Below are 22437 nucleotides of genomic sequence, written 5' to 3'. Positions count from 1 at the left end.
CATCGGGTGTCGAGATCATTTCTATTGCAACGAATCGGCGCTGTATGTCATTAGACCTGATGACATGGAACGCGAGGCCGCGATGATCTCCTCGGGCCTGATCGACCCTGATCGCGCCGCGACGCTGCTCGAGTCGCGCGATCCGCTGCTGTTCTCGCAGCGGCTCCTGGACGCCGCGCATTCGGTGGCCGGGATCGAAGAGCTGTTTGCCTATCGCAGCGGCGACGGCGCACCGCAGACCCTGGCATCGTCCAGCGATCTCGACGATGTCGCCGAACGCGCCGAGGCTTATGCAAGGCGATTTCACCGCAGCGATCCCGCCGTCGCGGCCCGCGATGCGGCCGCGCCGGGCAGCGGGTTTCTGTGCCGGGTTCCCGCCGACGCGATCGAGCTTGCAGCCTATCGCCGGCTCTGCTTCGAACGTCCGCGCTTTTCCGAAAAGATCTGCTTTGGCTGGCGATTTGCCGATCACAGCCTTGTCGTCACCTTCTATCACCGCCACAGCGATGCGCAGGTGGACATCGCGCAGCTGGGCGCGCTGGCGCAGCTGGCAATCACCGGGCTGACGGGGCTTGCCCGGCAGCTGTCCGACAGCGCCGCGCTGGTCGATCGGATCACCCGGCGCCTTGCCGCGGCGCACACGGTCCTGACATCGCGCGAATGTCAGGTCTGCGCCCGCACGCTTGCGGGCCACACGGCGCGGCAGATCGCCGTGGATCTGGGGCTGGGCCATGGCACCGTGCTGACCTATCGGCAGCGGGCCTATCAGAAGCTGGGCGTCCACAAGGCCAGCGACATGCTGCCCGCGCTGATCGCCTGACGAAAAACAGCCGGCCGGATCGGGGATGCGGGGCGCAGGCCCCGCCGCCGCGCGGCCCCCTCGATGGGGGCCGGGTGGTGCGCCCGCTTCGTCAACCGCCGAGCCTCGGCGCCAGCCGGTCAGCCGCGCGATGCCAGCTGTCGCAGGGCCCGGTCCAACGCCGCGGCGTCTTCGCCCAGTTCCGACAGCAGTTCGGCCTGGAACCCGGTCGCGACCTGGCCCAGCCGCGCCATCAGGTCGCGACCCGCCGGCGTCAGCTCCATCACGATCAGCCGCCGGTCGGTATCGTGCCCCGACTTGCGCAGGAAACCCGCCTTCTCCAGCCGCGAGGCCGCTCGGCTGACCATCGACTTGTCCAGGTTGACCCGTGCATGAATGTCCCGCACGCTGACCGCGCCGGAATGGTCCAGATGCGCCAGCACCCGCCATTCCGGGATCGTCAGCCCCGCCTCTTTCGCATAGCGGGCGGCGAATCGGCGGCTGATCTGGCTGGCGGCGACCGACAGACGATAGGGCAGGAATTCGTCAAGATGGAACGTCATGGTCTCTCCTTCCCTGACAGATCAGCAATATTTCGTTGCCTGTGCAACAGGCAAGCTCGCGCGGATGTCGATGCTTGACGTCGTTGCGCAAGCAACGTTATGATCGTTGCATCCGCAATGACATGGTGAGTGGAGGGATTTCGATGACCACGCAGGATCTTCCCCGGGGCATGATCCGCGCCACCGGCGCGACCGGACCGCATGAAGGCTATATGCCGGGTTTCGGCAACGACTTCGAAACCGAGGCCCTTCCGGGCACGCTGCCGCAGGGTCAGAATTCGCCCCAGAAATGCAATTACGGTCTCTATGCCGAACAGCTGTCCGGCACCGCCTTCACCGCGCCGCGCGGCCAGAACGAACGGACCTGGTGCTATCGGATCAGGCCATCGGTCAAGCATACCGGCCGGTTCCGCAAGATCGACCTGCCCTACTGGCAATCGGCGCCGAATGTGGACCCGGACGTGATCTCGCTGGGCCAGTATCGCTGGGATCCGGTGCCCTTGGGCGATCAGGCGCTGACCTGGATCACCGGCATGCGCACGATGACCACCGCCGGCGACGTCAATACCCAGACCGGCATGGCCAGCCATATCTATCTGGTCACAGCCTCGATGCAGGACGAATATTTCTTTTCCGCGGACAGCGAATTGCTGGTCGTCCCGCAAGAGGGGCGCCTGCGCTTCTGCACCGAACTGGGCGTGATCGACCTGGAACCACGCGAAATCGCCATCATCCCGCGCGGCCTCGTCTATCGGGTCGAACTGCCCGACGGCCCCGCGCGTGGCTTCGTGTGCGAGAATTACGGCCAGAAATTCGACCTGCCCGGCCGCGGCCCGATCGGCGCGAACTGTCTTGCCAACCCGCGCGATTTCAAGTGCCCCGTCGCCGCCTTCGAGGATCGCGACGCCGCCTCCCGCGTGGTCATCAAGTGGTGCGGACAGTTCCACGAGACCTTCATCGACCACAGCCCGCTGGACGTGGTCGCATGGCACGGCAACTACTGCGCCTACAAATACGATCTGCGCACCTACTCGCCGGTCGGGGCGATCCTGTTCGATCATCCGGACCCGTCGATCTTCACCGTCCTGACCGCGCCGTCAGGGCAGGAAGGCACCGCGAATATCGACTTCGTGCTGTTCCGCGAACGCTGGATGGTGGCCGAGCACAGCTTCCGCCCGCCCTGGTATCACAAGAACATCATGTCCGAACTGATGGGGAACATCCACGGCATCTACGACGCCAAGCCCAAGGGTTTCGTGCCGGGCGGCGTCTCGCTGCACAACATGATGCTGCCGCACGGTCCCGATCGCGCCGCCTTCGAACACGGCTCGACCGAACCGATGCAGCCGGTCAAGCAGGACAACACCATGCAGTTCATGTTCGAGACACGCTTCCCGCAGCATCTGACCCGCTTCGCCGCGACCGAGGCGCCCCTGCAGGACGACTACATCGACTGCTGGGACAGCATCGAGAAGAAGTTCGACGGCACGCCGGGCACCAAGTAGCCCCGGCGACGGGCCGCCCTGTTCAGCACCGCCAAGCTTGACTATGCTGACCGGCATGCCTCCCCGGCCGTTTTCGCGGCCGGGCCTCACCTGTCTCAGCCCAAGGCCCCCGCTTGACCGACACGCCTCTTGTCATCGCGCCGAACCTGAAACGCCGCCTGTCCGGCGTCACCGCGACGGTGGTGCGGCTGATCCCGGTCCAGGCCCGCCTGATCGCCATCCGCGCGACAGGGCCGGGCCTGCCGCCCGAATTGCCGCATGTCCCGCTGTGGCGCGCGGCCACCCTGCCCCGTGACCGCTGGCGGGTCTGGCACGCGCGGCGCAACACAGAAATGGCGCTGGGGCTGATCCTGCGCCGCGTCCTGCGCCGCAAATACCGCCTGATGTTCACCTCGGCGGCCCAGCGCCGCCATACCGGCTTCACGCGCTGGCTGATCCGCCAGCAGGATGCACTGGTGGCGACCACGCCGCAGGCGGCGGGTTATCTGGAACGGCCCGCGCAGGTCATCATGCACGGCGTCGATACAGACGTCTTTTACCCACCCGCCGACCGCGCCAAGCTGCGCCGCGATCTTGGACTGGACCCGGACGCGGTGCTGATCGGCTGTTTCGGACGGGTCCGCGAACAGAAGGGCGTCGATCTTCTGGTGCAGGCCGGGCTGCAACTGCTGCCCGACCGCCCGCGCGCTCAGATCATCTTCACCGGCCGGATCACGCCGGAACATCGCGGTTTCGCCGACGCGCTGCAGGCCCGGATCGATGCCGCAGGCCTGCATGACCGCATCCGCTTTCTGGGCGAACTGCCTTGGGACCGGCTGGTGCAGCATTACCAGGCGCTGGACCTGTTCGCCGCGCCTGCCCGCTGGGAAGGGTTCGGCCTGACGCCGCTCGAGGCGATGGCCTGCGGCGTGCCCGCCATCGGCAGCCGCGTCGGCGCCTACGAGGCGCTGATCCGCGACGGCCGGACCGGCAGCATCGTCGAAACCGGCGACGCCGCATCGCTGACCGCCGCGCTGGCGCATTGGCTGGACGACGACGCGGCCCGCGAGGCGGCAGGCCGGGCTGCGCGCGCGCATGTGGAACAGGACCACAGCATCCAGACCGAGGCCCGCGCGCTGGTTCAGATCTATTCCGACCTGCTGGATCGGCCGTGACGCCGCTGCGCTTCTACGCCGCGCGGCTGCTGCGCGACGAACCTGCGCTGCGCCGCATGTCGGTTCCGCAGGGCAATCTGCTGGCTGATCTGGAAGGCAAGTCCGTCGCCCTGATCGGCAATGCCCGCGCGCTGGCCAAGGGCACAAGCGGGCCGGACATCGACGCCGCCGATCTGGTCATCCGCATCAACCGCGCGCCGATGCCTTCTTCGGAAAGCCACGGCACCCGAACCGACTGGCTGGCGCTGGCTACGCGGCTGTCGGACGCCGACCGGGCCCGCATCGCCCCGGACCGCATCCTGTGGATGTCGCCCAAGCGCAAGCGGCTGGACTGGCGCAGCGCCAGCAGTCCTGGCTTCTACCTGCACCCGCTGGACGATTACGCCGCGCTGCGGGGCCGTCTGGCCGCGCCGCCGACCACCGGCGCGATGATGATCGACCTGATGATGCGATCGCGGCTGCGTACCCTGTCGCTGTATGGCTTCGATTTCTTCGCCTCGCAAAGCCTGTCGGGCCGCCGCAGCGCCGAACAGGTGCCCCATGACTTCCCCTCTGAATCCGCATGGGTCAAAGACCTCGTTCGCACCGATCCACGCCTGACCCTGATCCGCCCCGCCTGACCACATCCCGGCGCCGGCCGCCTCGCATATCATCAGGATGGCCGACATCCTGGATCGTCAATTTTTGATCATGACCAGGCAGCGAACACCGAGGTTCCTGAACCGAAGCCGAGTTTCAGCTTTCAACCTGACAAGGTCTGGAGAGCGGGACAAAGCTGCCCTCTAAAATGATAGCTTGCTCTTATGATATTTCAGCCATCGCCAACCCCGGAAGCCGCCTAGAACCAGAACCAGACAAATGACCGGGACAATCCAGCTTAATATGACTTGGCTTGTGCCAGCCTGTGTTCTGCCTGCCAAATGCCATCCAAGATATGCCAAGAAGGCATTCGAAGCCAAGAAGACTACGAAGATGACCAGCACGAAAGGTATCCATGCCGCATGCCCGGCGCGAATACGAAATGCGAGTAGGATCAGGATGCAAGCGATAGCAACCGAGGACGCGAGCAGAGCCGCATATGGTGCTGGCTGAACAGCTTCCACCAGCGCAAAAAGTGCTGCATTTGCCCCCATGAGTAGGACAGGAAGCCCCGACATCCGAACTGCATCTCTTGCGCTGGCCTCATCATGCACAGGCAGCCAATAGCCGAATAGCTTAGGTCCAGACATCATGCGCACCACAGAGTTACGAACGGTTCCCCCATTACAATGATTGGCATTGTGATGGTATCCCTGACCGTCCGCAACGGGCCCGCACCGCCGCAACCCATCCGGCACCGCGCCCCCTCGCCCCATCACTGGTCCGCGATTTCCTGCAGGAAGGCGGGGCCGAAACGATCCAGTCTTGGCGCGTCCAGATGGCGCGACAGGGCGGCGCTGTCCTGAGGGCGGGTTTCGGCGATACGGCGCAACTGGCTGGTCGAGCAGGATAGCGGCTTTTCGGTCCCATCCTCGCCGCGCATCAGCCGTGATTGCACCTCGATCAGCCGATCGAACAGCGCACCTTCGGGGCGGCCCGCCAACGCCCGGCGCTGCGGGTGGATCCGGGGCTGGTCGCCCGCGATCACCGACAGGAATTCACCGCCATAGCTTTCCAGCTTCTTCGCGCCGACACCGCTGACCTGCGCCATCTCGTCCAGCGTCTGCGGGCGATCCTGCACCATCTGGATCAGGGTGCGGTCGGGGAAGATCACATAGGCGGGCACGCGCGCGGCCTCGGCCAGCGCGCGCCGCTTGGCCTTCAGCGCCGACAGCAGCGGCTCGTCCTCTTCGGCGACCTGGGTGCGCACGACATTGCCGGTCTTGGCCCGCAGCGTGGTGTCGTGGCGCAGAGTGACGCTGTTCTCGCCACGCAGGATCGGGTGGGCGGTTTCGGTCAGGAACAGCGCCCCGTGGCGGCCGGGATCGGGGCGGCACAGGTCAAGGCCCATCATCTGCCGGAAGATCGCCTGCCACTGGCCGCGCGCATGATCGCGACCGACACCGAAGGTCGGCAGCTGGTCGTGGCCGCGTTCGCGGATCTTTGCGGTGGCGTTGCCGGTCAGGATGTCGATCAGGTGCCCCGAGCCGAACCATTCGCCGGTGCGCAGCATCGCCGACAGCGCCATCCGCACCGCCTGCGTGCCGTCGAACAGTTTCGGCGGATCGAGGCACAGGTCGCAATTCCCGCAATCCTCGGCCAGATCCTCGCCGAAATAGGCTAGCAGGCGGCGGCGGCGGCAGCCGGTCGCCTCGGCCAGACCCAGCAGCGCGTTCAGCCGGGCGTGATCGGCGCCCTTGCGGTCATTGGCGGCCAGCCCCTCATCGACCTGGGTCCGCCGCAGCCGGATATCGTCGGGGCCATACAGTGTCAGCGTCTCGGCCGGGTCGCCATCACGGCCGGCGCGGCCGATTTCCTGATAATAGGCCTCGATGGATTTCGGCAGGTCGGCATGCAGCACCCAGCGGATATCGGGCTTGTCGATGCCCATGCCGAAGGCCACCGTGGCGCAGACGATCAGACCGTCTTCCTGCTGAAAGCGGCTTTCGACGTGGCGGCGCTGATCGGCCTCCATCCCGCCGTGATAGGCCACCGCGCTGTGACCTTCCGCGTTCAGCGCCTGGGCCAGCGTTTCAGTGCGCGCGCGGCTGGCGCAATAGACGATACCCGACTGGCCGCGACGCGCCGCGACGAAGGTCAGAAGCTGCGCGCGCGGGCCATCCTTGGGCTGGAAGGCCAAGCGAATATTCGGACGGTCGAAGCCGCGCAGGAAGGTGACGGGTTCTGCCCCATCGAACAGCCGGGTCACGATCTCGGCCCGCGTTTCGGCATCGGCGGTGGCGGTGAAGGCGGCCAGCGGCACGTCCAGCGCGCGTTTCAGATCGCCGATGCGCAGGTAGTCGGGGCGGAAATCATGGCCCCACTGGCTGACGCAATGCGCCTCGTCCACGGCGATCGCGGTGACACCGGCGCGGCGCAGCAGATTCACCGTGCCGCCCGAGGCCAGCCGTTCCGGCGCCATGTAAAGCAGTTTCAGGTCGCGTCGTTCCAGCGCCGCGAAGACGGCATCGGTTTCATCCTGCGTGTTGCCGCTGGTCAGCGCGCCTGCCGCGACGCCCGCGGCGGTCAGCGCCCGGACCTGGTCGCGCATCAGCGCGATCAGCGGCGAGATGACCACCGTCACGCCGTCGCGCATCAGCGCGGGCAGCTGATAGCACAGCGACTTGCCGCCGCCCGTGGGCATGATCGCCAGCACATCCTGGCCTGCCGCCACGGCCTCGACGATCTCGCCCTGACCGGGGCGGAACCCGTCGAAACCCCAGACCTGCCGCAGAAGATCGGAGGATGGCAGATCGCGCGCCATCACATCCCGTAGAAGAAGCCGGCGTTATTGGCCAAGGCCCGCTGCAGGATGATGATGATGACAAAGACGACCAGCGGCGCCAGATCCAGACCGCCGGTATTGGGCAGGATATTGCGGATCGGGCGATAGATCGGTTCCAGCAAGCGGTTCAGACCGTCCCAGATCTGTGCGACCAGCGGCTGGCGCAGGTTCAGCACCTGAAAATTGATCAACCACGACATGATGATATGGACGATCATCACGAACCACACCACCTGCAGGATCAGTTGCAAGGCCTCGTACAGCGTTCCCATCTTGCCCTCTTCGCAGCGATTGCGCCTCTGTATGGCCGCGCGAGGGCGGGGGCGCAACCCGGTTGCCGCGGCGTCCGGCTTGACGATCGCGTGGCCAGCCTGCACGCCGGGCCGGTCACGACAAGGGGGCACCGATGTATCCGCTGATCCGCTTTGCCAAGGAGATGATCAAGTTTCGCAACGCCGCCCCGCTTGAACCGGGCGAGGCGCATGTCTCGACCCACATATGTTGGCCGTGGGATCTGGACCCGTGGATTGAACTGAACAACGGCCGCACGCTGACGCTGTTCGATCTGGGTCGCATTCCGATGGCGCGCCGGACCGGGCTGGTGGGCATCCTGCGCCGGAATCGCTGGGGGATCACCGTGGCGGGCAATTCGACCCGCTATCGCCGCCGGATCCGGATGTTCGACCGGTTCACCATGGTGTCGTTCGTCGTCGGCTGGGATCAACGCTTCGTTTATATGGAGCAGTCGATGTGGAAGCGCGGCGAATGCTGCAACCACATGCTGCTGCGATCCGCGATCACCTCGGATCAGGGCATCGTGCCGCCGGCGCGGCTGATGGAGGCCCTGGGACGTCCGCCCGACAGCCCGTCCCTGCCCGCCTGGGTCGAAGCGTGGATCGCGGCCGATGCGCAGCGGCCCTGGCCACCCGAAATCCCCGACGTGGCGAAACGAGACTTGCCAGCCTGACCCGGCTTGGGCCTTATGGCCAAAACGAATTCGGCGGGGACGACAGGATGCAGCGCAGGCGGATCTGGGGCTGGTGGTTCTTTGACTGGGCCAGCCAGCCCTATGCGACACTGCTGCTGACCTTCATCTTCTCGGTCTATTTCGCCGATGTCGCCAAGCATCACTATATTACCATCGGCGCCAGCAGCACGATGGCCGGGGCGCAGGCCCAGGCGCTGTGGGGCTGGGGCCTGTCGGTCAGCGGCGCCGTGATCGCGATCCTGGCCCCGGTGTTGGGCGCCATCGCCGACACATCGGGCCGGCGGATGCCGTGGATCTGGCTGTTCTCGGGGCTGTATGTGATGGGCGCCGGGGGGCTGTGGCTGCTGATGCCAGAACAACCCGCGCTGATCCAGGCGGTGGTGCTGTTCGGGATCGGCCTGATCGGCATGGAATTCGCGACGATCTTCACCAACGCGCTGCTGCCCGGCCTGGCCCCGCGCGATGAAACCGGTCGCATCTCGGGGTCCGGCTATGCGTTCGGATATGTGGGCGGGGTGGCCGCGCTGGCGATCATGCTGGCGCTGTTTCAGGAAACGCCAAGCGGGCGGACGCTGCTGGGGATATCCCCGATCTTCGGACTGGACCCGGATCAGCGCGAGGGGACCCGCTTTGTCGGGCCGTTCGTGGCGCTGTGGTATGCGGTGTTCATGATCCCGTTCTTCCTTTGGGTGAAGGAGCCGCGCGGCAAGCGCGCGCCGATCCGGCTGGGGGTGGCGATGCACGATCTGTGGAAGCTGATCCGCAGCCTGCGCCACCGGAAAAGCCTGGCAAGCTGGCTTGTCTCGTCGATGCTGTCGCGCGACGCGCTGAACGCGCTGTATGGTTTTGGCGGGGTCTATGCCGGCACGGTTCTGGGCTGGCCGGTCTTTCTGGTCGGCGTGTTCGGCATCATCAGCGCCATCGCCGCCGCGATCATCAGCTGGCTGGGCGGCCGTGCGGACCGCCGCTGGGGGCCGCGCCCGGTGATCATCTGCTGCATCGTCGCGCTGACCGCCGTCTGCCTGGTCATCGTGGGGATGGACCGGACAGGCTTTTATGGCATGTTCTGGTCGCCGGACCCGCTGCTGGCGGGGCTGCGCGGACCCGATCTGGCGTTCTTCGCCTGTGGCGTCATGATCGGCGGCGCGGGCGGGGCGATGCAGGCCGCAAGCCGCACGATGATGGTCCGCCACACGACCGAGGAAAAGGCCACCGAGGGGTTCGGCCTTTATGCGCTGTCGGGCAAGGCCACGGCCTTTCTGGCCCCCGCCCTGATCGCGACCGTCACCGACCTGTCGGGCAACCAGCGCATCGGAATCTCTCCGTTGATCGTGATGTTCCTTCTGTCGCTGGTTCTGCTAGTCTGGGTCAAACCCGAAGGAGAGGCAAATCAGTGATCCGCAAATTCCTGACCGTCGCCGCCCTGACCATGGGCCTGGCGGCACCCGCGATGTCCGAACCGCTGGCCAAGGATGTCTTCGGCCAATTCCGATCAGCGTCGCAGGGGCCAGCCGTGTCGATCGGCTTCTATTCCAAGGGCTGCGGCCAGGGCTTCGTGCAATTGCCCGAAACCGGCCCAAGCTGGCAGGCGATGCGACTGTCGCGGAACCGCAACTGGGGCCATCCAGAGCTGATCAGTTTCCTGATCGGGCTGTCGAAGGCCGCACAGCAGTCCGGCTGGAAAGGTCTCTATATCGGCGATCTCAGCCAGCCGCGCGGCGGGCCGATGCTGTCGGGCCATGCCAGCCACCAGCTGGGACTGGACGCCGATATCTGGATGCTGCCGCCATCCTCGCTGACGCTGTCGCCGGCCCAGCGCGAAAGCATTTCATCGGTCTCGGCCGTGGCACGCAACGGCACCGCGCTGTCGCCGAATTTCAACGGCGGCCACATGTCCATCATGCGCGCCGCCGCCCGGGATCCGCGCGTCGAACGGATCTTCACCGATCCGGTCGTCAAGGTCGCGATGTGCCAGATGGAAAAGGGCAATCGGTCGTGGCTGCGCAAGATCCGGCCGTTGAACGGACATGACTATCATTTCCATGTCCGTCTGTCCTGTCCCAAGGGATCGATCTGCCGGGATCAGGATCCGCCACCGCCGGGCGACGGTTGCGCCGAGGCGGCCGAGTGGATCAAGAACCGCATCGATCCCAGCCGCGTCAAGCCGACCCCGCCCAACCCGAATTACCGCCATCCGCGCAGCTACCGACTGAGCGAGTTGCCCGCACAATGCCGCACCGTCGCCGCCGCGCCCTGAGCGCGGCCCTGTCGTTCCTTCTGTCTGCGGCCGGCGCTGTGATGGCGCCGGCCGCAGAGTTGGAATATGTCGGCACCTATGTCTGGCGCAGCGGCGAGGACAGCTTCGGCGGGTTCTCGGGCCTTGAGATCAGCACGGACGGCAGCGGGTTTCACGCGCTCAGCGACCGGGCATGGCTCTACTGGGGCAGCATCGAACGCGATTCGCAGGGACTGATCCGCGGCATGAACATCGCCGGTCGCGCGCATCTGCGCGACAGCAAGGGCATGCCGCTGAAGCCCGGCTATCTGGGCGACAGCGAGGGTCTGGCCATCGGGGATGACGGGCGCATCCACGTCAGTTTCGAAGGGCTGGACCGGGTGGCGGTCTATGACGACCCCGATGCCCCTGCCCGTGTGCTGCCACGCCCCCCGGAACTGCCGGGAATGCGCGTCAACGCCGGGCTGGAAGCCTTGGCGATCCGCGACGACGGCACGCTGATCACCCTGCCGGAACGATCCGGGCGTGAAAGCCGGCCCTTTCCGATCCTGCAACTGCGCGATGGCGAATGGACCCGCCTGACCCGGCTGCGCCGCGATCCGCGCTGGCTGCCGGTGGGTGCGGATTTCGGGCCGGACGGCTATCTTTACCTGCTGGAGCGCGACTTTCACGGCCTGCTGGGATTTTCGACCCGCATCCGCCGCATGCGGCTGACCGAAGACGGGCCTCGCGACGAAGAGATCCTGCTGACCACCAAGCCGCTGCAATACGACAATCTGGAAGGGTTGTCGGTCTGGGATGACGGGCAGGGCATCCGGCTGACGATGATCTCGGACGACAATTTCCTGATCGTGCAGCGCACGGAGCTGGTGGAATACCGGCTGCGCCCCTGACAGCGCGCGAACGGCTGGATGATTGACAAGTCCTTGCGCCAGCACTAGGCGCAGCTGTCCCGTTTCGAACCGGGGCCGAGTTGTTCCGCGACCTTGTAAAACGGAAATGAATCACATGACCCGCTATCTGCCCGGCATTCTTGCCATGGCCGCCATCGTGGTGGCGTCCAACATCCTTGTGCAGTTCGTCATCGGCGACTGGCTGACATGGGGAGCCTTCACCTATCCCTTCGCCTTCCTGGTCACCGACGTGATGAACCGCGTCTATGGTGCCGGTTCGGCCCGGCGCGTCGTCTTCGCCGGGTTCATCGTGGGCGTCGTCTGTTCGCTGATCGCCGCCGGATTCGACAAATCCACGCTGCGCATCGCGATCGGCAGCGGCACGGCCTTCCTGTGCGCACAACTTCTGGATGTAAAACTGTTTGACCTGTTGCGGGAAAGACGCTGGTGGGTCGCACCGCTTGTGTCGACCCTGGTCGGTTCGGCCGTCGACACGGCGCTGTTCTTCGGCATTGCCTTCTCGGCCGCACTGCCCGTGGACGCCAACACCGGCTGGGCGAACGAGGCCGTTCCGCTGCTTGGTCATGGCCCGGTCACAGCGCTGTGGGTTTCGCTGGCAGTTGCTGATTGGATGGTCAAACTTGGTCTGGCACTACTTGCCCTTGTGCCGTTCAGGATGATTATCCGCAATTTGTTGCGATTTCATCCAGAAACCTGATTGACAGATTCCCGATCTGTGTCACCCTTCCCCTTACAACGGCAACTTATTGAAAGGAGGTGGTCCAGTGTCGAGAGTGATAGTGGAGAGAGGTGTCGGAACAGTCAGGGGGGCCGTGGCCTGAGGGCAGCCCCTGGGGTCGTAAACCCTGATTGGGACCGGACGGATCTTATCCTTCCCTAACCGGACCATCTCCGTGGATCTCGCGGGCCGTCTTGATCTGAGGCGGCCCGTTCCAATTTCCGGGGGTCGCGCTGCCGCCGGGTTGCGAAGCGGCGCGACGCCTGTAACAACCTCTCCGCACAACAGACGGGACAGCCATGGACGACGTGCCGAGCGGCGAGATCAAGCAGATCATCTGCATCAAGTGGGGCACGAAATTCGGCCCCGAATACGTCAACCGGCTGCATGGCATGGTGTCGCGCAACATCACCCCGCCGTTCCGCCTGTTCTGTTTCACCGACGACGCCGACGGGCTGCATCCCGACATAGCGGTGCGGCCGCTGCCCGAATTCGACTATGTCGCCCCGGTCAACACCCGCGGCAAATGGCCCAAGTCGCGCCTGTGGGGCGATCTGGGCGACGTGACGGGCGTGGTGCTGTTTCTGGATCTGGACGTTCTGATCACCGGCAGCATTGACCCGTTTTTCAGCTATGGCGACCCCGACGATACGATTCTGGGCCGCAATCCCAATACCCCGTTCGAAAAGCTGGGCCAGACTTCGGTCTATCGGATGCGGGTCGGGAACCTGAAGCCGCTGCAGCAGATCTTCCGCGACGATCCGCAGGGCGTCGCCGACACCTATCGCTACGAGCAGCGTTTCGTGACGCGGAACGCGCCGGGAGGGGTCAAGTTCTGGCCGCGCGGCTGGTTGGCGCATTTCAGGATGCACTGCGTGCCGGTCTTTCCGCTGAACTATGTCCGCGAAGCCAGGATTCCGCCAAAATCACGCATCATCATCTTCGCGGGCGCGCTGAACCCACCCGATGCGCGGGCCGGCAGATGGGACGAAGGCGACAACCACAGGCCCGCGCTGGACCATCTTCGCGCCGCCTTCGACGGCCGGCGGCGCGAATCCCTGTCAAAGCATCTGCGCCATTACCTCAGGCCGGTCAGCTGGATCGACAGGATCTGGCGCGAATGATCGCGCCGCGAAATCAGTCGCGGGCAATAGCGATGGCGATGCCCTGACCACCGCCGATGCACATCGTCACCAGCGCCGTTCGCCCGCCGATGCGTTCCAGTTCATACAGCGCCTTGACCGTCAGGATCGCGCCGGTCGCGCCGACCGGGTGTCCCAGCGCGATGGCGCCGCCGTTCGGATTGACCCGGGCCGGATCAAGGCACAGCCCCTTGTTCACGGCCAGCGCCTGCGCCGCGAACGCCTCGTTCGACTCGATCACGTCGAAATCGCCGACCGAAAGCCCGGTCCGGGCCAGCAGCGCCTCGACCGCTGGGACGGGGCCGATTCCCATCACCTCGGGGCGCACGCCCGCGACGGCATAGCCGAGGATCCGCGCGCGCGGCGTCAGTCCGGCGGCCTTGGCGGCGTCGGCGCGCGCCAGCACCAGCGCCGCGGCACCGTCATTGATTCCGCTGGCATTCCCGGCCGTCACCGATCCGTCCTTCTGGAACACCGTCTTCAGTGCGCCCAGCTTTTCCAGACTGGTTTCCTTGGGATGTTCATCGGTGTCGAACTGCACCACGCCCTTGCGCGTCCTGATTTCGACCGGGACGATCTGATCCCGGAAATGGCCCGAGGCGATGGCGTCCGCCGCGCGCCGCTGCGATTCCAGCGCAAATTCGTCCTGTTGCTGACGGCTGATATCGTGTTCGGCCGCGACGTTTTCCGCCGTCACGCCCATATGGCCCGTGCCCATCGGACAGGTCAGCGCGCCGGTCATCATGTCCAGCATCTTCTGATCGCCCATCTTCGCGCCGAACCGCGCCGATGGCACCGCGTAGGGCGCGCGGCTCATGCTTTCGGCGCCGCCTGCGACGGCGAAATCCGCGTCGCCCAGCATCAGCGCCTGCGCGGCCGACACGATCGCCTGCGCCCCCGATCCGCACAGCCGGTTCACGTTCATCGCGGGCGTCGTATGGGGAATTCCCGCCTGCAGCATCGCGACACGGCTAAGATACATGTCGCGCGGTTCGGTGTTGATGACATGGCCGAAGACCACCTGCCCAATCCGGTCAGGCGCGACCCCGGCCCGGTCCAGCGCGGCGCGGGTGACGTCGGCGGCCAGCGTGATCGGCGGAATCGCCGCAAGGCTACCGCCGAAGGACCCGATCGCGGTGCGCGCGCCGGACAGAATGACGATTCCGGTATCAGACATGAAAGCCCCCTTTTTTGACGTTGCATCCAGACTATGCCTTTGCCGGAATGCTGCAAGACGGTCGGGCGACGGCCCGGCAATAAAATTGCGACCCCGCGTCAAAGCGCCTATCGTCGCGGCGAAACGAGTGAACTGCCAGACGGCGGAAATGCGAGGTCCGAATGAGTGACAATTTCACCGCCTGCCGCGAGCTGCTGTCGGACCGGCATTATCTTCTCAGCTCGCTGGTGCCGTTCATGCGCGACCAGCGCGGCGATGTCTGGGTGGGCGATCGCTGGCACCGCGACCTGATGATGCATCTGCGCTATCTGCCGCACATGATCATCCTGGCGGCGCAGGTCGATCATCTGGAGGGCGAGGACGCGACAAGGGTCGAGCCGGAGCCCGGCCAGAGCGTCGAGTTCGTCGCGACCGGGCCGATGATGACGGGGCGGCGGCAGATCCCGCGCGTCCTGCCGGGGATGATCCGCGCCATGCGTCAGGCACTGGCGCGCGCGGATGCGGTGCACAGCGGTGCCGCGGGTTGGCCGATTCCGCCCGGCCTGATCCTCAACCCGATGGTGGTGCGGCGCCGACTTCCGCTTGTCATCAATATCGAAAGCGCCTTCTGGCGCATCCCAGAAGGCACGGATGCCAGTCTTCGCTGGCGCGCCGAGGCAGCCGCGACCGAGCGTTTCGCACGCTGGACCTGCCGCCACGCGCGTCTGGGGATCTACACCCAGCGCAGCTATGCCGAATCGCTGCCGGTCGGGCCCGGCGGAATCTCGGCGGTCAGTCCGGCCACATGGATCCATCAGCAGGATGTCCTGACCCCGGATGCCCTGGCGCGGAGCTGGCAGGAAAAGCCCGCCGATCTGCGGCTGCTGCTGGCCTCTCGGCTGACGGCCGAGAAGGGCACCGGGGTGGTCCTGCAGGCGATGCGGCAGCTTGAGGCCGAGGGCAGGCAACTGCAGCTGGATGTCGTGGGCAGCGGTTCCATGGCCGGCCAGATCGCCGAATTCGCCGCGCAGGCCAAGTCCTTGCGGGTGCGGATCCTGCCCGAAGTGGCCTATGCGACCGAGTTCCTGCCGCTGCTGCGCGGCTATCACGCCGCGCTGGTTCCGACGACGGGCGACGAACAGCCGCGGGTGATCCTGGATGCATTTTCGCAAGGCGTGCCGGTGATCGCATCGGACACCGCCGGTAACCGCGAGGTCGCGCGCGACGGACAGGACGCGATCTTCGTGCCTGCCGGCGATGCGGCGGCACTGGCACAGGTTCTGGCCGACCCCTCGCTGACACCGCAGCGTCTGCGCGGTCTTGCGGATGCCGCGCGCGACAAGGCCGCCGCCAGCACGCACGAGATGATGCACGACCAGCGCGCCGGGCTGGTCCATGACGCCCTGAAAGGCCATATGCCCGAACGTCCCGCCGGCGGTTCCCGATGAAGCGCGGGCGGGTTTCGCGCCTCAATCGGCGACGATCACGCGCGTGTCCCATTCGGCGCATTTCTGCGTCAGGGGCGCGGGCAAGGGCTTGTCCACGAACACCGTGTCCAGATCCTGCATCGAGATGATGCGGACCGGTGCGGAACGTTCCAGCTTGCTGATATCGGTCACCAGATAGGCCCGTCGCGCCAGGCCTGCGATGGCGCGGCTGACGCGGACTTCGGCCATGTCGAAATCCAGCAGATCGCCGTCGGCATCCAGTGCCGAGGTGCCGATGATCGCGTAGTCCGGCTTGAACTGCGCCATGAACTCGGTCGTCAGATCGCCGACCAGCCCGCCATCCGTCCGCCGCAGCGCGCCGCCCGCCACCATGATTTCGCAGCTTTCATTGGCGACAAGGATGTTGGCGACGTTCATGTTGTTGGTGATCACCGTCAGGTTGCGGTGCGCCAGCAATTCGCGGGCCACCGCTTCGGTCGTGGTGCCCAGGTTGATGATGATCGAGGAATTATCGGGAATCTGCGCCGCGCAGGCCCGCGCGATGGCGGCCTTGGCATCCTCGTTCATCCGGCGCCTTTCCTCGTAGCCGATATTGCTGACGCCGGATCGCATCACCGCGCCGCCATGGACACGATCCAGCATGCCCTGATCGGCCAGTTCGCCCAGATCGCGGCGGATGGTCTGCAGCGTCACGTCGAATCGTTCGGCCAGTTCCTCGACCGCGACGCGGCCGGTCGCTCGGGCCAGATCCAGAATTTCCATTTGGCGGATGTTCATGGCCATCGCCGCCCTCCCCTTTCCCTCACGGAAGCGTCATGCGCGTTTTTTGTCAATCCGAATGTAAACGCGCATCTACGAAAATATTCGTTGACAGACGACACGACAGCGTGATCGGATAAATCAGCTTTGGGAGGAGCCATGTCGGACACAACCGACCTTTTCATTATCGGCGGCGGCATCAATGGATGCGGGATCGCGCGGGACGCGGCGGGCCGCGGCCTGTCGGTTCGGCTTGCCGAGATGGGCGATCTGGCCCAAGCCACCAGTTCGAAATCGACCAAGCTGTTTCATGGCGGGCTGCGCTATCTGGAATATCTGGAGATTCGGCTGGTCCGCGAGGCGCTGAAAGAGCGCGAGGTGCTGCTGCGGGCGATGCCGCATATCAGCTGGCCGATGCGCTTCGTCCTGCCGCTGGATCCGCACATGACCTTCGAATCCGACACCCCGGTCAGCAAGGCGCTGGCGCTGCTGATGCCGTGGAACAAGGGGCATCGGCCGAATTTCCTGATCCGCGCCGGGCTGTTTCTGTATGACAATCTGGGCGGACGGAAGATCCTGCCCGGCACACGGTCACTGTCGCTGCGCGGTACGCCCGAGGGCGCACCGCTGAAGGACCGGTTGCAGAAAGCCTATGAATACAGCGATTGCTGGGTCGAGGATGCGCGCCTTGTGTCGCTGAACGCACGCGATGCAGCGATTCGCGGCGCTGAAATCATGGTCGGGACCCGCGTGGCCGAGGCCGCGCGCGACGGCGATCTGTGGCGGGTATCGCTGGATGACGGGCGGGTGTTCCATGCCCGCGCGCTGGTCAATGCGGGCGGACCCTGGGTGGGCAGCGTGATCCGCGACGTGGCGCATCTGGACAGCCGCGAGACCGTGCGCCTGGTGCGCGGCAGCCATATCGTGGTGCCCAGGCTGTACGATCACGACAAGGCGTATTTCTTTCAGGGGCATGACGGGCGGATCATCTTCGCGATCCCCTACCAGACCGATTTCACGCTGATCGGGACCACCGACCGCGACCACCACGGCAGCCCGCTGGAGGCCGAATGCACGCCCGAGGAACAGGACTATCTGTGCCGCTTTGCGTCCGAATATTTCGCGAAACCGGTGAGTCCAGACCAGATCGTCTGGACCTATTCCGGGGTGCGTCCGCTGTATGACGACGGCGCGAAATCGGCGACGGCGGCAACCCGCGATTATGTGCTTTCCCTTGACGACAAGGGGGTGCCCTGCCTGAACGTCTTCGGCGGCAAGATCACCACCTATCGCCGCCTGGCGGAACACGCGATGGACAAGCTGGTGGCGCATTTTCCGCACGCGGACAAGGCCTGGACCGCCGGCACCCCGTTGCCGGGGGGCGATTTCCCGGTCGATGGGGTCGCCGCGCTGATCAATGGCCTGCGGACCGCCCATCCGTTCCTTGATGATGCATGGGCCACGCGGCTGGTGCGCGCCTATGGCACCGATGCGCAGGCAATGCTGGCCGGCGCCGGATCGGCGGCCGATCTGGGTCGCGATTTCGGCGCGACTTTGACCGAAGCCGAGGTAGAGTGGCTGATGCGCCATGAATTCGCCCGCCATGCCGATGACGTGGTCTGGCGACGCAGCAAGCTGGGACTGCGCCTGACGGCGGCGCAGATCGCAGAACTTGATGACTGGATGAGCCAGAAAAGGGCAGCTGCATGACGCTGGAACTGCGCGGGATCTCGAAATCGGTCAGCGGCCGGGTGCATATCCATCCGACCGACCTGACGCTGCGCCCCGGCAGCATGAACGTCCTGCTGGGACCGACCCTGGCCGGAAAGACCACGCTGATGCGGCTGATGGCCGGGCTGGACAAACCGACGCAGGGACGGGTGTTCTGGAACGGTCAGGACGTGACCGATCAGCGGGTGCAGGATCGCAAGGTCGCGATGGTCTATCAGCAGTTCATCAACTACCCGTCGATGAGCGTCTATGACAACGTCGCCTCACCCCTTCGCCTGATGGGGGTGAAGAAGGACGAGATCGACCGCCGGGTGCGGGCGACAGCCGAGATGATGCGCCTGACGCCGATGCTGGACCGCAAACCGCTGGAACTGTCGGGCGGACAGCAACAGCGTTGTGCGCTGGCGCGTGCGCTGGTGAAGGATGCCGGGCTGGTGCTGCTGGACGAACCGCTGGCCAATCTGGACTACAAGCTGCGCGAGGAATTGCGCGTGGAAATTCCCCGCATCTTCGAGGAATCCGGCGCGATCTTCGTCTATGCCACCACCGAACCCGAAGAGGCGTTGCTGCTGGGTGGTCACACCGCGACCCTGTGGGAGGGTCGGATCACCCAGTTCGGCCCCACCCCGCAGGTCTATCGCGCGCCCGAAGACGCCACCACGGCACGGGTCTTTTCGGATCCGCCGATGAACTTCAAGCAGGTCGCGCTGCGCGCCGGCCGCGCGGCAATCCACGCCGCCGGATGGGATGCGGGCGGGCTGCCCGATGGCGATTACATGGCCGGTTTCCGCCCCGCGCATCTGTCGCTGCATGAACGGCCCGGCGCGGTGCCGCTGTCCACGGTGCTGGACACGACCGAGATCACCGGCGCCGAGACATTCCTGCATCTGCGCCACGGGCCGGATCGCTGGGTCGGGCTGGTCAACGGTGTCCACAAGCTGGATCACGGCCAGAACCTGACCGTCTGGCTGGACCCCGCACATATCTATCTTTTCACGCCCGAAGGGGCGCTGGCCCGCGCCGCGCCCTACGCGGCCGAGGCCCGGACAGCCGTGGCGGAGGAAGCATGACCGAGATCACACTGGAAAACCTTGCCCACAGCTATCTGCCGAACCCGTCGGGCGACGCCGACTGGGCGCTGAAGCCGATGACACTGACATGGCAGGACGGCGGGGCCTATGCGCTGCTGGGGTCGTCGGGCTGCGGAAAATCGACGCTGCTGAACATCATTTCGGGACTGCTGGTGCCGTCGCAAGGGCGCATCCTGTTCGGAGACCGGGACGTGACCGGGTTGCCCACGATGGAACGCAACATCGCGCAGGTGTTCCAGTTTCCGGTTGTCTACGACACCATGTCGGTCCGCGAAAATCTGGCCTTTCCCCTGAAGAACCGTGGTCTGGCGGCGGATGTCATCGCGTCCCGTGTGGCCGAGGTGGCCGAGATGATCGGCATGACCGGGGTGCTGGACCGCCGCGCGCGGGGCCTGACGGCGGATGCCAAGCAGAAGATCAGCCTTGGACGCGGCATGGTCCGGCAGGACGTGAACGCGATCCTTTTCGACGAGCCGCTGACCGTGATCGACCCGCACATGAAGTGGGAACTGCGCACGCAGCTGAAGGACCTGCATCGCCGGTTCGGTCACACGATGATCTATGTCACCCATGACCAGACCGAGGCGCTGACCTTCGCCGACCAGGTCGTGGTCATGTATGACGGCCGGGTCGTGCAGGCCGGAACACCCCAAGCGCTGTTCGACGCGCCGGAACACACCTTCGTCGGCTATTTCATCGGATCGCCCGGCATGAACCTGCTGGATGCGCGGATCGATGGCGCGACCGCCCATGTCGCGGGCACCGAAATCGCGCTGGCGCACGGCTATGGCGCCTTGGCAGGCAAGACCCAGATCGGCATCCGCCCGGAATTCCTGCGGCTTGGCGCGGGTGGCGCCGGCCTTCCCTTCACGGTGAAACGCATCGAGGATGTCGGCCACCACCGCATCGTGCGGGGCCAGGTCGAGCGTGCGGATGTGAACGTCATCGTCCCGGAAGGCCAGCCGATCCCGGCGGACACCGATCGGGTCATCATCGATCCCGCGCATGCCCATGTCTATGTCGATGACTGGCGCGCGGACCCCGCAAGACAGGAAAGGGCCGCGTGATGGAAAAACCGCTTAACAACCGCGCGTGGTTCCTGGTGCTGCCGGTGCTGGCGCTGGTCGCGTTCTCGGCGGTGCTGCCCCTGATGACCGTCGTCAACTATTCTGTGCAGGACACGTTCGGCAACAACCAGTTCTTCTGGGCCGGGCTCGAATGGTTTCAGGACACGATCCATTCGGACCGCGTGCGCGCGGCGCTTGGCCGACAGATCCTGTTCTCGGCGATCATCCTGGCGATCGAGATTCCGCTGGGGATCTTCGTGGCGCTGAACATGCCAAAGAAAGGCGCCTGGGCGTCTTTCTGCCTTGTCACCATGGCCCTGCCCCTGCTGATCCCGTGGAACGTCGTCGGCACCATCTGGCAGGTCTTCGGCCGGGTCGATATCGGGCTTCTGGGCTATACTCTGACGAAGCTGGGGATCGACTACAACTACGTCAATGACGCGCTGGATGCGTGGATCACGGTCGTCGTGATGGATGTCTGGCACTGGACCAGCCTCGTCGCGCTGCTGTGCTATGCCGGGCTGCAATCCATTCCGGACGCCTATTACCAGGCCGCCAAGATCGATCAGGCCAGCCGCTGGAAGGTGTTCCGCTATATCGAACTGCCCAAGATGCAGGGGGTGCTGCTGATCGCCGTGCTGCTGCGCTTCATGGACAGCTTCATGATCTATACCGAGCCCTTCGTAGTCACCGGAGGCGGGCCGGGCAATGCCACCACCTTCCTGTCCATCGACCTGGTGAAGATGGCGGTCGGCCAGTTCGACCTTGGTCCGGCAGCGGCGTTCAGCCTGATCTATTTCCTGATGATCCTGCTGATTTCCTTCGTTTTCTACACCGTCATGACCAAGGAAGGAGAGACGCTGTAATGGCCGCAGTCGCAGAATCGAAAGGCCGGGGTGCGGCGCTGGTGATGGCGCTGTATCTTCTTTTCCTCATGCTGCCGATCTACTGGCTGCTGAACATGAGCCTGAAGACCAACACCGAGATTCTCGGGGCCTTCAGCCTGTGGCCGCGCAATCCAACGCTGGAAAACTATCGCACGATCCTGACCGATCCGTCATGGTACATGGGTTATGTGAACAGCCTGATCTATGTCGTGATGAACACGGTCATCTCGATTACCGTCGCGCTGCCCGCCGCCTATGCGTTCTCGCGCTATCGGTTTCTGGGCGACAAGCATCTGTTTTTCTGGCTATTGACCAACCGCATGGCGCCGGCGGCAGTCTTCGCCTTGCCGTTCTTTCAGCTTTATTCGTCGATCGGGCTGTTTGACACGCATATCGCGGTAGCGCTGGCGCATTGCCTGTTCAACGTGCCGCTAGCGGTGTGGATCCTGGAAGGCTTCATGTCGGGCGTCCCGCGCGAGATCGACGAGACTGCCTATATCGACGGCTATTCCTTCCCGCGCTTCTTCACGCGCATCTTCATGCCGCTGATCGCATCGGGCATCGGGGTTGCCGCCTTCTTCTGCTTCATGTTCTCGTGGGTCGAACTTCTGCTGTCACGCACGCTGACTTCGGTGAACGCCAAACCCATCGCGGCGACCATGACCCGCACGGTCAGCGCCTCGGGCCTCGACTGGGGCGTGCTGGCGGCAGCGGGCATCCTGACCATCATACCGGGCGCCTTGGTCATCTGGTTCGTGCGCAACTACATCGCCAAGGGCTTCGCCCTGGGGAGGGTGTGATGACGCAGCTCTCCGTCTTCTCTTTTGCCCGAATATTCTGGGGGCCTGGGGGTAA

General features: G+C 65.2%; 21 protein-coding genes. 16 read left to right on the top strand and 5 right to left on the bottom strand.

The genetic code is table 11. The features are described from left to right. Window positions 1–64: 64 nt before the first annotated feature. Window positions 65–820 carry a helix-turn-helix transcriptional regulator gene (locus tag MU516_RS00870; RefSeq protein WP_260275325.1) on the top strand — a complete coding sequence of 252 codons (756 nt, stop codon included), beginning with the start codon at window positions 65–67 and terminating at the stop codon, window positions 818–820. Window positions 821–939: 119 nt separating this feature from the next. On the opposite strand, the gene MU516_RS00865 is transcribed toward MU516_RS00870, so the two are convergent. Continuing rightward, entirely contained in the window at window positions 940–1362 is a 423-nt protein-coding gene (locus MU516_RS00865; RefSeq protein ID WP_260275324.1) for a MarR family winged helix-turn-helix transcriptional regulator, read from the bottom strand. Window positions 1363–1505: 143 nt separating this feature from the next. On the opposite strand from MU516_RS00865, the gene hmgA reads away from it, so the two are divergent. The 3 genes from hmgA to MU516_RS00850 all read left to right on the top strand — a co-directional run bounded on the left by hmgA (window position 1506) and on the right by MU516_RS00850 (window position 4641). Continuing rightward, a complete protein-coding gene (hmgA, locus tag MU516_RS00860; protein WP_260275323.1) occupies window positions 1506–2867 on the top strand; it encodes a homogentisate 1,2-dioxygenase in 1362 nt (453 codons plus the stop codon). Window positions 2868–2980: 113 nt separating this feature from the next. Beyond that, window positions 2981–4021, top strand: coding sequence for a glycosyltransferase family 4 protein (locus tag MU516_RS00855; RefSeq protein WP_260275322.1), 1041 nt, complete (start codon window positions 2981–2983; stop codon window positions 4019–4021). Further along, window positions 4018–4641 carry a glycosyltransferase family 29 protein gene (locus MU516_RS00850; protein ID WP_425606786.1) on the top strand — a complete coding sequence of 208 codons (624 nt, stop codon included), beginning with the start codon at window positions 4018–4020 and terminating at the stop codon, window positions 4639–4641. Before MU516_RS00855 ends, MU516_RS00850 begins: the two co-directional genes overlap by 4 nt. A 734-nt stretch (window positions 4642–5375) precedes the next feature. Here the strand turns inward: MU516_RS00850 and recQ are convergent. Together recQ and MU516_RS00840 are read right to left on the bottom strand one after the other, a co-directional pair. Further along, window positions 5376–7424, bottom strand: a complete 2049-nt coding sequence (recQ, locus tag MU516_RS00845) for a DNA helicase RecQ (RefSeq protein ID WP_425606785.1) — start codon at window positions 7422–7424, stop codon at window positions 5376–5378. Beyond that, on the bottom strand, window positions 7424–7717 hold the full coding sequence (locus MU516_RS00840) for a YggT family protein (protein ID WP_260275321.1): 294 nt from the start codon (window positions 7715–7717) through the stop codon (window positions 7424–7426). Before MU516_RS00840 ends, recQ begins: the two co-directional genes overlap by 1 nt. Before the next feature lie 134 nt (window positions 7718–7851). Between MU516_RS00840 and MU516_RS00835 the strand changes: the two genes are divergently transcribed. The 6 genes from MU516_RS00835 (at window position 7852) to MU516_RS00810 (ending at window position 13425) form a co-directional block, all read left to right on the top strand. Then, entirely contained in the window at window positions 7852–8412 is a 561-nt protein-coding gene (locus MU516_RS00835; RefSeq protein ID WP_260275320.1) for an acyl-CoA thioesterase, read from the top strand. 47 nt (window positions 8413–8459) lie between these two features. Beyond that, complete coding sequence (locus MU516_RS00830; protein WP_260275319.1) at window positions 8460–9830, top strand: MFS transporter; 1371 nt, start codon at window positions 8460–8462, stop codon at window positions 9828–9830. Beyond that, complete coding sequence (mepA, locus tag MU516_RS00825) at window positions 9827–10690, top strand: penicillin-insensitive murein endopeptidase (RefSeq protein ID WP_260275318.1); 864 nt, start codon at window positions 9827–9829, stop codon at window positions 10688–10690. Before MU516_RS00830 ends, mepA begins: the two co-directional genes overlap by 4 nt. Window positions 10691–10731: 41 nt before the next feature. Continuing rightward, window positions 10732–11562 carry an esterase-like activity of phytase family protein gene (locus tag MU516_RS00820; RefSeq protein ID WP_260275317.1) on the top strand — a complete coding sequence of 277 codons (831 nt, stop codon included), beginning with the start codon at window positions 10732–10734 and terminating at the stop codon, window positions 11560–11562. A gap of 115 nt (window positions 11563–11677) precedes the next feature. Continuing rightward, on the top strand, window positions 11678–12280 hold the full coding sequence (locus MU516_RS00815; protein WP_260275316.1) for a queuosine precursor transporter: 603 nt from the start codon (window positions 11678–11680) through the stop codon (window positions 12278–12280). Between the two features lie 320 nt (window positions 12281–12600). After that, on the top strand, window positions 12601–13425 hold the full coding sequence (locus tag MU516_RS00810; protein ID WP_260275315.1) for a glycosyl transferase: 825 nt from the start codon (window positions 12601–12603) through the stop codon (window positions 13423–13425). A gap of 13 nt (window positions 13426–13438) precedes the next feature. On the opposite strand, the gene MU516_RS00805 is transcribed toward MU516_RS00810, so the two are convergent. Beyond that, a complete protein-coding gene (locus tag MU516_RS00805; protein ID WP_260275314.1) occupies window positions 13439–14620 on the bottom strand; it encodes an acetyl-CoA C-acyltransferase family protein in 1182 nt (393 codons plus the stop codon). 161 nt (window positions 14621–14781) lie between these two features. Here MU516_RS00805 and MU516_RS00800 point away from each other — a divergent pair, with 161 nt between their 5' ends. Continuing rightward, on the top strand, window positions 14782–16047 hold the full coding sequence (locus MU516_RS00800) for a glycosyltransferase family 4 protein (protein WP_260275313.1): 1266 nt from the start codon (window positions 14782–14784) through the stop codon (window positions 16045–16047). Window positions 16048–16068: 21 nt separating this feature from the next. Here MU516_RS00800 and MU516_RS00795 read toward each other — a convergent pair whose 3' ends face one another. After that, window positions 16069–16830, bottom strand: coding sequence for a DeoR/GlpR family DNA-binding transcription regulator (locus tag MU516_RS00795; protein ID WP_311319085.1), 762 nt, complete (start codon window positions 16828–16830; stop codon window positions 16069–16071). 135 nt (window positions 16831–16965) lie between these two features. On the opposite strand from MU516_RS00795, the gene glpD reads away from it, so the two are divergent. The 5 genes from glpD to MU516_RS00770 are packed head-to-tail and all read left to right on the top strand — an operon-like array spanning window position 16966 to window position 22382. After that, the gene (gene glpD / locus MU516_RS00790; RefSeq protein ID WP_260275312.1) at window positions 16966–18516 is read left to right on the top strand and encodes a glycerol-3-phosphate dehydrogenase; all 1551 of its coding nucleotides are present in this window, start codon (window positions 16966–16968) and stop codon (window positions 18514–18516) included. Beyond that, a complete protein-coding gene (locus MU516_RS00785) occupies window positions 18513–19607 on the top strand; it encodes an ABC transporter ATP-binding protein (RefSeq protein WP_260275311.1) in 1095 nt (364 codons plus the stop codon). The genes glpD and MU516_RS00785 overlap by 4 nt, the downstream gene beginning before the upstream one ends. Beyond that, complete coding sequence (locus MU516_RS00780) at window positions 19604–20695, top strand: ABC transporter ATP-binding protein (RefSeq protein WP_260275310.1); 1092 nt, start codon at window positions 19604–19606, stop codon at window positions 20693–20695. The genes MU516_RS00785 and MU516_RS00780 overlap by 4 nt, the downstream gene beginning before the upstream one ends. Next, a complete protein-coding gene (locus MU516_RS00775) occupies window positions 20695–21561 on the top strand; it encodes a carbohydrate ABC transporter permease (protein ID WP_260275309.1) in 867 nt (288 codons plus the stop codon). Before MU516_RS00780 ends, MU516_RS00775 begins: the two co-directional genes overlap by 1 nt. Next, window positions 21561–22382, top strand: coding sequence for a carbohydrate ABC transporter permease (locus MU516_RS00770; protein WP_209054940.1), 822 nt, complete (start codon window positions 21561–21563; stop codon window positions 22380–22382). The genes MU516_RS00775 and MU516_RS00770 overlap by 1 nt, the downstream gene beginning before the upstream one ends. Window positions 22383–22437 lie beyond the last annotated feature (55 nt).

The sequence above is a fragment of the Paracoccus maritimus genome (genome assembly GCF_025195095.1).
In the GTDB taxonomy this organism is placed as follows: Bacteria; Pseudomonadota; Alphaproteobacteria; order Rhodobacterales; family Rhodobacteraceae; genus Paracoccus; species Paracoccus maritimus.
Note: the sequence above shows the minus strand (reverse complement) of the source record. Positions and strands in the feature narration are given on the sequence as shown.

Bases quoted from the DNA above. Each gene is read 5' to 3' on its own strand.
- MU516_RS00870 (WP_260275325.1), top strand. From the start codon at position 65: ATGGAACGCGAGGCCGCGATGATCTCCTCGGGCCTGATCGACCCTGAT.
- MU516_RS00865 (WP_260275324.1), bottom strand. From the start codon at position 1,362: ATGACGTTCCATCTTGACGAATTCCTGCCCTATCGTCTGTCGGTCGCC.
- hmgA (WP_260275323.1), top strand. From the start codon at position 1,506: ATGACCACGCAGGATCTTCCCCGGGGCATGATCCGCGCCACCGGCGCG.
- recQ (WP_425606785.1), bottom strand. From the start codon at position 7,424: ATGGCGCGCGATCTGCCATCCTCCGATCTTCTGCGGCAGGTCTGGGGT.
- MU516_RS00840 (WP_260275321.1), bottom strand. From the start codon at position 7,717: ATGGGAACGCTGTACGAGGCCTTGCAACTGATCCTGCAGGTGGTGTGG.
- MU516_RS00835 (WP_260275320.1), top strand. From the start codon at position 7,852: ATGTATCCGCTGATCCGCTTTGCCAAGGAGATGATCAAGTTTCGCAAC.
- MU516_RS00830 (WP_260275319.1), top strand. From the start codon at position 8,460: ATGCAGCGCAGGCGGATCTGGGGCTGGTGGTTCTTTGACTGGGCCAGC.
- MU516_RS00820 (WP_260275317.1), top strand. From the start codon at position 10,732: ATGGCGCCGGCCGCAGAGTTGGAATATGTCGGCACCTATGTCTGGCGC.
- MU516_RS00815 (WP_260275316.1), top strand. From the start codon at position 11,678: ATGACCCGCTATCTGCCCGGCATTCTTGCCATGGCCGCCATCGTGGTG.
- MU516_RS00810 (WP_260275315.1), top strand. From the start codon at position 12,601: ATGGACGACGTGCCGAGCGGCGAGATCAAGCAGATCATCTGCATCAAG.
- MU516_RS00805 (WP_260275314.1), bottom strand. From the start codon at position 14,620: ATGTCTGATACCGGAATCGTCATTCTGTCCGGCGCGCGCACCGCGATC.
- MU516_RS00800 (WP_260275313.1), top strand. From the start codon at position 14,782: ATGAGTGACAATTTCACCGCCTGCCGCGAGCTGCTGTCGGACCGGCAT.
- MU516_RS00795 (WP_311319085.1), bottom strand. From the start codon at position 16,830: ATGGCCATGAACATCCGCCAAATGGAAATTCTGGATCTGGCCCGAGCG.
- glpD (WP_260275312.1), top strand. From the start codon at position 16,966: ATGTCGGACACAACCGACCTTTTCATTATCGGCGGCGGCATCAATGGA.
- MU516_RS00785 (WP_260275311.1), top strand. From the start codon at position 18,513: ATGACGCTGGAACTGCGCGGGATCTCGAAATCGGTCAGCGGCCGGGTG.
- MU516_RS00780 (WP_260275310.1), top strand. From the start codon at position 19,604: ATGACCGAGATCACACTGGAAAACCTTGCCCACAGCTATCTGCCGAAC.
- MU516_RS00775 (WP_260275309.1), top strand. From the start codon at position 20,695: ATGGAAAAACCGCTTAACAACCGCGCGTGGTTCCTGGTGCTGCCGGTG.
- MU516_RS00770 (WP_209054940.1), top strand. From the start codon at position 21,561: ATGGCCGCAGTCGCAGAATCGAAAGGCCGGGGTGCGGCGCTGGTGATG.